At 72.0% G+C, this 11,228-nt stretch carries 14 protein-coding genes; 6 read left to right on the forward strand and 8 right to left on the reverse strand.

All coding sequences use genetic code 11. The features are described 5' to 3' along the window. Positions 1 to 363: hypothetical protein (locus NON22_RS13710; protein WP_257387504.1), on the forward strand; the 363-nt coding region annotated here is incomplete at its 5' end. 27 nt (positions 364 to 390) lie between these two features. Here the strand turns inward: NON22_RS13710 and NON22_RS13715 are convergent. Together NON22_RS13715 and NON22_RS13720 are read right to left on the reverse strand one after the other, a co-directional pair. Further along, on the reverse strand, positions 391 to 813 hold the full coding sequence (locus tag NON22_RS13715) for a VOC family protein (RefSeq protein WP_257387505.1): 423 nt from the start codon (positions 811 to 813) through the stop codon (positions 391 to 393). A gap of 14 nt (positions 814 to 827) precedes the next feature. Further along, positions 828 to 1,490: a hypothetical protein gene (locus NON22_RS13720; protein ID WP_257387506.1), complete on the reverse strand. Its 663-nt coding sequence runs from the start codon at positions 1,488 to 1,490 to the stop codon at positions 828 to 830. A gap of 194 nt (positions 1,491 to 1,684) precedes the next feature. Here NON22_RS13720 and NON22_RS13725 point away from each other — a divergent pair, with 194 nt between their 5' ends. Both NON22_RS13725 and NON22_RS13730 read left to right on the forward strand, forming a co-directional pair. Continuing rightward, on the forward strand, positions 1,685 to 2,206 hold the full coding sequence (locus NON22_RS13725; RefSeq protein WP_257387507.1) for a DUF1697 domain-containing protein: 522 nt from the start codon (positions 1,685 to 1,687) through the stop codon (positions 2,204 to 2,206). Between the two features lie 5 nt (positions 2,207 to 2,211). Then, positions 2,212 to 3,324, forward strand: coding sequence for a M50 family metallopeptidase (locus tag NON22_RS13730; protein WP_257387508.1), 1,113 nt, complete (start codon positions 2,212 to 2,214; stop codon positions 3,322 to 3,324). 4 nt (positions 3,325 to 3,328) lie between these two features. On the opposite strand, the gene NON22_RS13735 is transcribed toward NON22_RS13730, so the two are convergent. The 4 genes from NON22_RS13735 to NON22_RS13750 form a co-directional block, all read right to left on the reverse strand. Beyond that, positions 3,329 to 4,111 carry a cupin domain-containing protein gene (locus tag NON22_RS13735; protein WP_257387509.1) on the reverse strand — a complete coding sequence of 261 codons (783 nt, stop codon included), beginning with the start codon at positions 4,109 to 4,111 and terminating at the stop codon, positions 3,329 to 3,331. A 125-nt stretch (positions 4,112 to 4,236) separates the two neighbouring features. Continuing rightward, positions 4,237 to 5,154: a hypothetical protein gene (locus NON22_RS13740; protein WP_257387510.1), complete on the reverse strand. Its 918-nt coding sequence runs from the start codon at positions 5,152 to 5,154 to the stop codon at positions 4,237 to 4,239. Then, positions 5,154 to 5,462 carry a hypothetical protein gene (locus NON22_RS13745; RefSeq protein WP_257387511.1) on the reverse strand — a complete coding sequence of 103 codons (309 nt, stop codon included), beginning with the start codon at positions 5,460 to 5,462 and terminating at the stop codon, positions 5,154 to 5,156. Before NON22_RS13745 ends, NON22_RS13740 begins: the two co-directional genes overlap by 1 nt. Before the next feature lie 198 nt (positions 5,463 to 5,660). Beyond that, positions 5,661 to 6,128: a DUF1579 domain-containing protein gene (locus NON22_RS13750; RefSeq protein ID WP_257387512.1), complete on the reverse strand. Its 468-nt coding sequence runs from the start codon at positions 6,126 to 6,128 to the stop codon at positions 5,661 to 5,663. Positions 6,129 to 6,242: 114 nt separating this feature from the next. Here NON22_RS13750 and NON22_RS13755 point away from each other — a divergent pair, with 114 nt between their 5' ends. Then, the gene (locus NON22_RS13755; protein WP_257387513.1) at positions 6,243 to 6,662 is read left to right on the forward strand and encodes a DUF1801 domain-containing protein; all 420 of its coding nucleotides are present in this window, start codon (positions 6,243 to 6,245) and stop codon (positions 6,660 to 6,662) included. A 106-nt stretch (positions 6,663 to 6,768) separates the two neighbouring features. Here the strand turns inward: NON22_RS13755 and NON22_RS13760 are convergent, their stop codons facing one another. Beyond that, positions 6,769 to 7,941 carry a hypothetical protein gene (locus tag NON22_RS13760; protein ID WP_257387514.1) on the reverse strand — a complete coding sequence of 391 codons (1,173 nt, stop codon included), beginning with the start codon at positions 7,939 to 7,941 and terminating at the stop codon, positions 6,769 to 6,771. 147 nt (positions 7,942 to 8,088) lie between these two features. Between NON22_RS13760 and NON22_RS13765 the strand changes: the two genes are divergently transcribed. Both NON22_RS13765 and NON22_RS13770 read left to right on the forward strand, forming a co-directional pair. After that, entirely contained in the window at positions 8,089 to 9,138 is a 1,050-nt protein-coding gene (locus NON22_RS13765) for a methyltransferase (RefSeq protein ID WP_257387515.1), read from the forward strand. Then, positions 9,135 to 9,839: a pseudouridine synthase gene (locus NON22_RS13770; RefSeq protein WP_257387516.1), complete on the forward strand. Its 705-nt coding sequence runs from the start codon at positions 9,135 to 9,137 to the stop codon at positions 9,837 to 9,839. Before NON22_RS13765 ends, NON22_RS13770 begins: the two co-directional genes overlap by 4 nt. Before the next feature lie 53 nt (positions 9,840 to 9,892). Here the strand turns inward: NON22_RS13770 and NON22_RS13775 are convergent, their stop codons facing one another. Then, positions 9,893 to 10,759 carry a DMT family transporter gene (locus NON22_RS13775; RefSeq protein ID WP_425507981.1) on the reverse strand — a complete coding sequence of 289 codons (867 nt, stop codon included), beginning with the start codon at positions 10,757 to 10,759 and terminating at the stop codon, positions 9,893 to 9,895. Positions 10,760 to 11,228 lie beyond the last annotated feature (469 nt).

Consider the following 11,228-nt stretch of genomic DNA (forward strand, 5'->3'; position numbering starts at 1 on the left):
CCGGCGTTGACCCGCGCCGCGGCGGCCGTGCGCGCGGTCGCGCTCGACGTCCGTTTCGACCGGGTCGCGAGCCTGCGCCTCGGCGGCCAGAGTCATGCGCTGGTGCTGCGGGCGCCGCCGACCGCGGCGACGGCGCTGCGCTTCCTCGGCAACGCGATCGGTCATGCGCAGTACGCGCAGGGCCTGTACCGGCCGGCCGCCTGGCGCTTCGCCGCGCAGGCCATCTTGCGCTATCTGCCGCGCGCGCTCGGGCGAGAGATCGCGATCGGACCGATAGCCTGGCGCGCGCAGGACTTCGTGCTGGTTCGCCGCGCGCGCGGCGCGCAGGAGATCGCCGGCCGCTGGAGGCTCGCCGCGGCCTGAGCCGCCGCCGTCGTGCGCGCGTCGCGTTCAGTCCGCCGGCGCGACGAGTTCGCCGCCCCAGGCGGCCGGATCGACATCGGCGACCGATTCGGAAAAAGTCCAGACGTGGCCGGCGAAATCGGCCGCGCTGTACTGGCGCTCGCCGTAGGGGTAGGTCGTCGGTTCGGCGAGGATGCGCGCGCCGGCGGCGCGTGCGCGGGCGCAGTGCGCGTCGACGTCGCTCACGCGCAGCATCATCGAGCAGCCCGTCGCCGCCGCCTGCTGCGCGACGACGAGCGCGCCGTCGCCGTGGCTCAGCTGCACGCGATGATCGGCGATGCGCAGGCGCTCGGCGAGACCGAAGGCCTGCACGAGCCACGCGGCGGCCGCGCGCGGGTCGGTATAGCCGAGCACCGGGATCACGCAGCTTTCGGGCATCGAACGGTTGCGGGGCAGCGGCGGTGAGGACATGGCGAATGCTCCGGTCAGGCGCTGGCGCCGGCCTGGCGCAGCAGATAGTCGGCACGATGCGGCAGCGGCGTGCTCGCGATGTCGTGCGGCGTCGTGTTCTTCAGGCTCAGGCCGCTGCCGAACTGGAGGCCGACTTCGGCATAGCAGTGTTGCACGAAGGCCGAGCAGTACAGCGAATTCTCGCGCGCGAGCAGGTTGTCGCGTTCGCGCAGGGTCGGGCGGGCCAGCGCGAACAGGGTGCCGACGATCTCGCGCAGCGAGTAGCGTGTCGCGTTGGCGAGCAGATCCAGCGCGGCGCCGAGCACGCGGCGGCTCGCCGCCTCGTCGAGGCCGAAGTCGAGCACGGCGAGGTTCGGCCATTCCGCCGCGTCGAAATACTTGGCCAGGCGGTTTTTCTGCACGCCGAGGCGGATCTGCTTGCGGCGCAGGTCCAGGTCCGATTCGAGCACCCACCAGTGGCCGTCGCTGCGCCGCTCGCCGAACAGGAACGCATGCGACCAGGCGCTGCCGGCCGCATCGTCGACGATCAGGCGCTGGGCCTTGCGGATGCCGCGGTCGATCAGCGCGCTGCCGCCGGCCAGACCGATGCGTGCCGGCGCCGCGTGCGCGAGCAGGAAATCGGCGTTGGACTGCGTCGTGTCGGCGCGGCGGCGATCGATGGCGGGCATGGCGTTCATGCGCCGATTGTGCCGGGCCTGCCGCGCACTGTCGAAGCACGCCGCGCGGTCTACCGCCGCACCGGCGACGCCGGCCGGGTCGTCTCCGCACAGAACGCGCGCGGGCTGCGCCGGCGCCGTCCGGTCGAGAAACGGGCGCAGGCCGGTTTCCCGATGCTTGCTAAGATCGCCGCTTCCCGACTCGAGAGCCGCCGATGACCGCCTTCGTTGCCTTGCTGCGCGCCGTCAACGTCGGCGGTACCGGCAAGCTGCCCATGGCCACGCTGAAATCGCTCTGCGAGGACTGCGGCTTCGCCGACGTCGCGACCTACATCGCGAGCGGCAACGTCGTGTTCACGGCGCGCAAGAGCGAAGCCGCCGTGCAGAAGGCGCTAGTCGCCGCGCTGGCCGGCTACGCCGGCAAGCCCGTCGGCGTGCTCGTGCGCACGGCCGCGGAAATGGCCGCCGTGCTCGCGCGCAATCCGTTTGCGGAGGCGCCGCCGAACCGCGTCGTCGCGATCTTTCTCGACGCGCCGCCGCCGGCCGACGGCCTCGCCAGGGCCAGCCACGTGAAGGACGAACGCCTGGCGCTCGGCACGCGCGAGATCTACGTGCACTACGGCGACGGCATGGCCGATTCCAGGCTCAAGATCCCGGCCGCCGCCGCGGGCACGGCGCGCAACATCAATACGGTGGCCAGGCTCGCGCAGATGGCGGCGGCGCTGGACGGGCGCTGAGCGGCGTGCTCGTCCTCGCCCGGCGACTTCTGCGCGGCCTGTTCGTCGCCTTGCGCTATGCCGCCTACCTCGTCGCGATCGTGCTCTGCGCCGAGGCCTTGCCGCCGGAGGGGCGGCCGTTCACTGCGATGGGGCTGGCGACATTGCTGGTCGGCGTCAATCTCGTCGTGCACGAATCCGGGCACTTCCTGGCCGCCCGTCGCATGGGGCTGCGCGTGATGCAGTGGCGCCTGGGACCGTTCGAATTCATCGCGCGGCACAGCGGCTTTCGCGCGCGCTGGCACCGCGCCGTGAAAGGTACGCCAGCGGGTTTCGTTCACGCGGTCCCGTCGCCGCAGGCGCCGATGCGGCGCGCTTACCTCGTCACCGTCGCGGCGGGGCCGCTGGCCGATCTCGCCGCAGCGGCCGTCGCCGGCATGGCCGGCCTGCTGCTGCCCGGCACGGCGGCGGCGCCGGTGTTCGCATTCGCGCTGATCAGTCTGAGCTCGGTACTGATCAACCTGTTTCCGTCGCCGCGCGAAAGCAACGACGGCGCGCTGCTGCTGTTCTGGTGGCGGCTGCGCGACGAGCACGTGCCGGTGCTGGCCGGCGTGCGCCTGATGGCTCTCAGCGTGGACGGCACGACGGCGGACCGCCTGCCGGCCGACGAACTGCGCACGCTGGAGACGACGGAACCGTGGTCCGCGGCCTGGTATCGCGCGAAGGCCGCGCAATTGCGCGGCGACTGGACGGCTGCGCGGCAGGAGTGGCAGTGGCTGGTCGACTGGTTCGACCGGTTCACGCCCGAACAGCGCCGGGGATTGCGCGATTTCCGTCATCAGGTGCTGGCCGAGCAGGCCTTCACCACCGCGCTCGCCACACGCGATCCGGCACCGCTGCGCGCGCCGTATCTGCTGCCGGCCGACGTGGCTTGGCGTCTGCCCAGTCTGCAGGCGCGCTGCGCGGCGCTGCAGGCGGCGCTGGACGGCGATGCGCCCGCCTGTGCGCGTGGGTTGGATCTCGCGCAGCGGCATGCCGAGGACGACGTCGACCGCGCGCTGGCGAGCGCCGAAACCCGGCTGGCGATCGCGGTGCGTGACGTCGCCCGCGTCGCTGGCGCTGCCGCGGTGCCGGCGTGACGGCTCAGCCGGCGGCGGATTGATACCGACGCGAGGACCGTTCCCAATCGATCAGCGGCGCGCGCAGCACGCCGCGCGCGTCGGTCTCGGCGGCCAGCGGATCGACGAGTTCGAGCGCGAACTCGCGGCCGTTCGCGTCGATGTCCTGCACGATGACGTCGAGCGTCGCCGAGCCGTCCTGCTCGGCGACGAACCAGTGCACGTTGCCTTCGACCGCGCTGATCGCGGCGCTGAAGCCCGCTGTGGCGACGGTGTCCAGCCGCGGCTTCAGCAGCAGCGCGTCGCCGTCGCGGCCGAGGCGGTCGTAGGTGCGCAGCTGCAGCCGGCCGCTGACGACCGCATGCGCCGAGACCATGCCGCGATGCCCGTGCGGCGTGATGACCTGGCCCTTCGCAAACACGAAATACGCCGCGGCGAACGCGGCCTTGCGCAGGCTGCCGTCGGCTTCGGCCAGGGAGACGAAGGTCTTGACCGGATCGCGGCCGCCGCGCGCAGCGGCCAGCGCGCGATCGAACTGCAGCAGCGGCAGGAATTCGGGCAGCGGCGTCGCCGCGGCGAGTGCGTCGATCTCGCGACGCCAGTGCGCGCTGTCGACCGCGCCTTCGCGCAGTTGCCGCGACAGCGCCTCGACCTGCTGCAGCCAGTGGCGCACGGCCGCCGAGTCGGCGAGTTTGGGTTCAGCGCGCAGCAGCGGCGCGCTGGCCGCGGCCAGCGCGAACGCGGTCAGGTCGGCGAGGAAGCGCCGCCGCGCGGACGCGCGCGCAGCGGCGGAAGCGGGTGCGGTCATGGCGGTCTCCGGCGGATCACCGGAGCCTGGCCCGCGCATCTGGCCGCGAGCGGGGCGGTTGCTGGCTTTTTGCGGGCAGATCCCGGCGCCGCGGCGCGCGCGGTGCTCCGACGCGCCGCTCGGCTTCACCGCATGGTCAGCACGTAGATCGCCACGTCTCCGGTCGCCTGCGTCGTGTTGGCGAAGTTGCAGACGCGGACGGCCACGACGCCGGCGCTCGGCACCTTGAGCGGCTGCACGAGCATGTTCGGCGGCAGGCTCGCGCCGGCCTGCAGATTGAAGATCGCGAGATCGCCGGCCTGGGCGCCCGGAATCGAGATGTTGTAGTCGTTGCAGTCGTTCGCGCCGACGGTGAAAGCGACCGCGCCGTTGCTGTAGCCGCCGGCGATCTTGCCGCGCGTGACGCTGTCGTTGGCGAGCTCCGACGTGCCGACGGCGCCGCTGGCGATCTCGTCGGTGTCGACGGCGCCTGTCGCGATCGCATCGCTGAGCACCGCGCCTGTTGCGATCTTGGAACTGCTGACCGAATCGGACGCGAGTTTGCTGTTGCTGACCGAAAAGCTCGCGAGCTGGGCGTTGCCGACCGAGTTCGCGGCCAGGGTTGGATTCGGATATGTCCCGGTCAATGCGCCGCCGGCCGGTCCGCCGATGCTTCCGCTCAGCGAGAACTGCGAGACCGGCGCCGTCGTGACCGCCTGGCGCGGCAGCATCGGCGTACCGTTGACGCTGACCTGCAGATAGCGCTGCGCGCCGGTGAACGCGCCGGGAAAGCTCAGCGACACGCTGAACAGGCCGTTGACGACGGGATAGGCGGGCTGATTGATCGTGCTGCCGACCTGCAGACCGTCCGTCGCCGCGTCGAACAGCGCGAAGCTCAGGTCGAAGTTGCCGTTGGCCGGCGCGCCGCTCTGGTCGAGGCGGCCCTGGTAGACGAAGTCGGGAATCTGCGGGATCTCCGCGACGGCCGGCAGGGCCGCGGCGAGCAGGGCGATCAACGCGGCGCCGCGGCGCAGCAGGTGTTGAAAATCGGCGAACGTTTTCATCAGTTGCACCCCTCGAAACCGCTGTTGAAGATGGCGTCGCGCGCGGTGCCGCCGGCGCCGGCCCAGAATCCGGCGCTCAGCGCGTAGCTGCCGCCGCTGGCATGGCCGACGACGGGCTCGGCGATCGCACCCTGCAGCGCGCGGCAGCCGCCCGGCGAGACCGAGCGTCCGCCGCCGCTGACGATGACCTGGCCGCGCAGCACGGTCTGGCCGGTCGCGTCGGCGACGGTCAGTGCGGCGAGCGCGAGCAGCAGCAGCGCACGCCGCACGGGACGCGAGGAAGAGGGACGGACTGCGGCGATGCGCATCGCAAAGCTCCCGACGATGACGTCGTCGTCTTCAACGCCGTGCGCGGGCGGCACCGAACACCGCGCGCGTTCCCTTACGGCGAGCTCAGCGCAAAGCCGTTCAAGAAAGCGCTGCCGCCGCCGAAAAAACGTGCGCCTCTTCACACTCGCCGGCGGCGCGAAGGCGGCCGCGACGCGGCGGCCGCCGGCGCTGGCCGTTCAGACGCGGCGATAGCGTCCGCGCATGAACAGGCAGAACGTGTCCTGGCCCGGGCAGCGGTTCTCGATCTGGAATTCGTAGGCGTTGCCGTCGTCGTCGAGGCGATAGCGATAGCGGCCTTCCCCGCGCGGCGTGGACTTGTGCAGCTCCAGCGTATTGCCGTCCCAGCGGCCGCGTGCGGGGCCGTCGGGCGGAAAGCCCATGCTGTCGAACCACCACCAGAGCACGTCGCCGCTGGCCGGATCGATCGTGAACACGCCGTGGCCGCGGAACGCGACGGCGCCGTCCTTCTCTTCCTCGTAGTCCTGCGTGACGGCCATGCCGTCGGTGACGAGGCGATAGACGCCGCGTCCGTGCGCGGCGCCGCCAGGCCCCCACGGCGACGGCTCGAGCGTTTCGTCGCCGTCCCAGCTGCCGACGAACGCGGCGAGACGGGCGTGTCCGGGACCGGGCCTGGGCATGTCCATGGCGCGCTCCTGCGGGCGGGATGCGCAGCACAGATCCGGTCGGGCCGGGCCGCTTGCGCCGTCGCCGTCGCGGCGCGTACGGTGGCGCGGCCTGCGCCGTCCGACGGAGCCGTCATGTCCGAGCCCAAGACCCGACCGACCGAAACCACGTTGCAGACGTTCCTGGCCGGCGTGAGCGATGCGAAGCGCCGCGCCGACTGCGCCGCGGTCGCCGTGCTCATGCAGCAGGTCACCGGCGAACCCGCCGTGATCTGGGGCACGAGCATCGTCGGTTTCGGCCGCTATCGCTACCGCTACGAGAGCGGCCGCGAAGGCGATTGGCCGCTGATCGGCTTCGCCGCGCGCAAGAACGACCTGACCCTGTATGTGCTGTTCGACTTCGACGGCAGGGACGCGCTGCTCGCGAAACTCGGCAAGCACAAGACCGGCAAGGGTTGCCTCTACCTCAAGTCGCTCGCCGACGTCGACCGCGCGGTGCTCGAGGAGCTCATCCGGCGCAGCGTCGCGGCGAAGGAGCCGCAGCGCGTGCGCTGAACCGCGCCGGACCCCGGCGCCGCCGTTCGTTGAACTCATCGGCCGTTTTTACAACGGCGGCCGGCTCGCGGAAGCGCCGCCGGCCCGTTCCGCGAGCCGGCCGGGCTCACGGCGACGCCGCGCGTAGCTCGCCGCTGGCCAGCTGCAGCCTTGCGTTCAGGGTCTGCTCGACGATGCGCGTCTGCGGCTCGCCGGTTTCCGCATTGCCGCCTTCGCGCAGGAAGTCGTAGCGCATGGTCAGCGCGATGCCGACGCCGTCCTTGTCGGCCTTCCAGACGGCCGGGCCGAGTTCCCCGCCCAGCGCCTGATCCGGTTCCGGGAAAGTCAGGCTGGCGACCTGGTAGCGCGTGCGCCCGTGCGTGCCCGTCGCCACCGGACGCAGCACGTAGAGCACGAGGCCGGCCACGTCGGTGCGGCCGACCGCGAGCATGGCCAGGCTGCCGTCGGCCAGAGTCTGCCGCTGCACGACTTCCTCGATGACGCCGGAATCGGAGAAAAGCAGCTGGCGTATCGCTTCGGCGTCGCCGGGCGCGCCGTCGACTTCCTCGACCGAGGTCGCGCTGTCGCCGTCGGCGGGTTGGTCCGGATCGGCGGCGGCGTTGACCGCGGCCGGATCGAGCGCCTCGGTCGAGCCCTGCGGATCGGACGCGATGCGGCCGTCGTCGTCGATGCGGAACGCGGCGCGGTAGTCGGGGCCGCTCGCGGTTTCGCGGCCGCCGACTTCCAGCACGGTGAACTGCAGCGGACTGCGCAGATCGACGTTGCGCCGGTACATGACGCCCTCGACGCCGACGAGCATCTGGTCGCTCAGGCGACCGTGCGCGTCGCTCGTGAATATCAGGTCGTAGCGGCTGCCTTCCATCGCGAGGCCGGTGTCGATGCGCAGCAGCCAGGTCGCCGCCGCGGCGCCCTGGGCGATCCGCAGCAGCTGCACGCGCTCGTGCGCGACGTTGGTCCAGCGCAGGTCGCCGTCTTCGCCGTGCGCGGCCTGTATCGGCGCGTAGGCGGGGTCGTGGCGTTCCGGCGACGCGAAGCGCGTCTCGCCCCAGACCTCGGCGATGCAGCGCAGGCCGGCCGCGTCCAGCGGCGTCGCGGCGAAATCCTGCGCATACAGCGACGCGGCCGGCGTGGTCAGCGGCGTGACCGGCAGGCTCGCGAGGCAGTTGCCGTGCGCGTTCGCGGCAGCGGGCGGCGCGGCGGGATTCGGCGGCGGCGCTGCGCCGTTGCAGGCGGCGAGCAGCAGCGGCAGCGACAGCACACGCGTGAGACGAGACGGCATCGACAACTCCCTGTAGGCGGCTGTGCCGGCCAGGCGCAGTCCACTAGCCTGCAGCTTAGCCTGAGCTGAAGCCGCTCCGGCGTGACCCCGTTCGTCCTGGGCTACGCTACGCGCCCCGCGCCGCTGGCGCGCGATCGCCGGAACCTCGTGGACGACCCCGCCGTACAGGCCCTGTTCCTGCCGTTCGTCGACGGCGCGCTCGCGCCGCCGGCGCGGCTGCTCTGGCTGCGCGCGCGCGCCGGCCACGGCCTGCAACAGTTCCGCTCGCTGTTCCCGGCCTGCGCGATCGTCGCCGAACAGAGCTTCCGTCCGTTCGCCGATGCGCTTTCGGCCTCGGGCGTGGAGGCCTGTGCCGCCGCCGCCGGCCGCTACGACACTGTGCTGGTGCTGCCGCCGCGCCAGCGCGACGAGGCGCGCGCGCTGCTCGCCCGCGCGCTCGATCACGTCGCCGCGGGCGGTCTCGTCGTGGCCAGCGTCGCGAACAACGAAGGCGCACGCGCGATCGAGAGCGATCTCGCGCGCCTGGCCGGCGCGCCGACGACCTTGTCCAAGCACAAATGCCGCGTGTTCTGGCGGCGCATCGACGCGGCACGCATCGATGCGGCACTCGCGCAGCACTGGAAAGACGCCGACGCGCCGCGCGCGATCGCCGACGGCCGTTTCCTGAGTCGGCCCGGCCTGTTCGCCTGGGACCGTATCGATGCGGCATCGGCGCTGCTCGCCGCGCACTTGCCGGAGGATCTGGCCGGCGCCGGCGCGGACCTCGGCGCCGGCTACGGCTTTCTCGCCGATGCGGTGCTGCGGCGCTGCGCGAGGGTGACGGCGCTCGATCTCTACGAAGCCGAAGCGCGCGCGCTGGAACTCGCACTGCGCAATCTCGCCGCGACCGCGGCGGCGCTCGCGACGCCGGTCGCCCTGGGCTATCACTGGCACGACGTCGTGCGCGGCCTGCCGCGGCGCTACGATTTCATCGTGACCAATCCGCCGTTCCACCAGGGCCGCGCCGACCAGCCCGAGCTCGGCCGCGGCTTCATCCGCGCGGCCGCGCAGGCGTTGGCGCCGGCCGGCCGCCTGCTGCTCGTCGCGAACCGGCACCTGGCCTACGAACAGGAACTGCAGCGTGGTTTCGCGCAGGTGCGCGTGCTCGCCGACGAGCAGGGCTTCAAGGTCATACAGGCACAGGGAGCGCGCGCATGAAGCTGCTGCGCCACATCGCCAACCTCGGCTACGGCAGCCGGCGCGAAGTCGCCGCGTGGTTCCGCGACGGCCGCATCAGCGACACGCACGGCAACATGCTCGACGAGGATGCGCGCATCGCTCCCGGCGACGTGCGCCTCGACGGCGAGCCGCTCGATCCGCCGCCGGGCCTGGTCGTGCTGCTGCACAAGCCGGTCGGCTACACCTGTTCGACCAAGGACCCCGGCCGGCTGATCTACGACCTGCTGCCGCGCCGCTTCCGCTATCGCGATCCGCTGCTGTCGCCGGTCGGCCGCCTCGACCGCGACACCTCGGGCCTGCTGCTGCTGACCGACGACGGCGGCCTGCTGCACCGGATCATTTCGCCGAAGGCGCGCATCGCCAAGCACTACGAAGCCGAGCTCGCCGAGGATCTGCGCGGCGACGAGGCCGCGCTGTTCGCGAGCGGCACCCTGCTGCTGGACGCGGAGAAGACGCCGCTGCTGCCGGCGCAGCTCGCGGTGCTCACGCCGCGCCGCGCGCGGCTGACCCTGCACGAAGGCCGCTATCACCAGGTCCGGCGCATGTTCGCCGCGACCGGCAACCGCGTGACCGCGCTGCATCGCGCCCGGGTCGGCGCGTTGACCCTGGACGGGCTCGCGCCGGGACAGTGGCGCGCGCTCGACGCGGCCGACGTGCAGCGCGTGTTCGCCGGCGACTGAAGCGCGCAGCGCCGGACGCGGCGGCCGGCGCACGGAGCGGCCGAAGCCGTCGCTCAGCCCGCGGTTTCGCTCGCGACGCGCGTGTCGGTGACTACCGGCCGCGCGAGCCGCGCCTCGCGGTGGGCGATGTAGATGTTGCTGCCGACGATGACCGCGGCGCCGACGCCGGTCCAGAGATCGAGCTTCTCGGCGAACAGGAAATAGCCGAACACGATGACGACGGGCAGCTGCAGGAAGCTCAGCGGCGTCAGCGCGGAGACTTCGCCGAGCTTCAGCGCGCGCGTCCACAGCAGGTGCGCGATCGTGCCGAAGCCGCCGGCCAGCACCACCCAGAGCCAGACCCAGCCGCTCGGCCACTGCCAGACCGGGACCGCGCCGGGCAGCGACAGCAGCACCCAGAGCCCGGTCGTGATCAGCACGATCGCATCGGGATGCTCGGTGCGCGAGAGGTATTTGATGCTGATCGCGACCGTGCCGCTCATCGCCGCGGCGAGCAGCGCGATCAGGCTCGCGGCGCTGAAGTCGGCCGCGCCGGGACGCACGATCACGACGACGCCGACGAAGCCGAGCAGCACCGCGGTCCAGCGCCGCAGGCGCACGACTTCGCCGAGGAACAGGACGGCGCCGACGGTCACGAACAGCGGCGTCGCATACGACAGCGAGATCGCCTGGGCCAGCGGCAGATGCACGACGGCCCAGAAGCCGGCGAACATCGAGACGATGCCGATGCAGCAGCGCAGCACGTAGAAGCGCCATTTGTCGGTGCGCAGCAGGCCCGGGCCGTGCCGCAGCAGCAACGGCAGCGCGAACACGAAGCCGAACAGGCTGCGGAAGAACGCGATCTCGAACGCGTGCAGCTGCTGGGACGCGAGACGGATGGTCACCGTCATGAAGCCGAACAGCACGGCGCTGGCCGTCATCAGCAGCGCGGCCTTGATCAGCGTGGAGGAAGCGGCGGGCGCCGCTTCGGCAGTAGCGTTCACGGCGATACCGTGGCCGAACGAAGCGGCTAGCCTAGCGCCGGCCCGCCCGGCGGCGACAGGGCCAAAGGTGGGGGTAGGGCGGGGGCCACGGCATTCGCATCCGGCGGCGGCATCACGTTTCGAGCCTCGCGGCACGATGATCTCTTGCGCGGCGGCGGCGTTCCGAACCGGTCATCCGGGCGGAATCCGGTTTCGGTCGTGTGACGGAATCGAGGTCGGGCGGCGGCGCAGTCCGGTCCGCCTCGGTTACGATGCCGCCTCGCCATCAGGCAACGCGGGGATGCCATGAAAGCGCTGTCGGTAGTGGGAATCAGCAGTGTGATCGCCGTCGCGCTCGGCGCGTCGGCATTCGTGTCGTCGCCGCACGACGAACGCGCGGCGGCCGCGGCCGCCGATCGGAAGAGCA

The sequence above is a fragment of the Tahibacter caeni genome, assembly GCF_024609805.1.
GTDB classification, from domain to species: Bacteria; Pseudomonadota; Gammaproteobacteria; order Xanthomonadales; family Rhodanobacteraceae; genus Tahibacter; species Tahibacter caeni.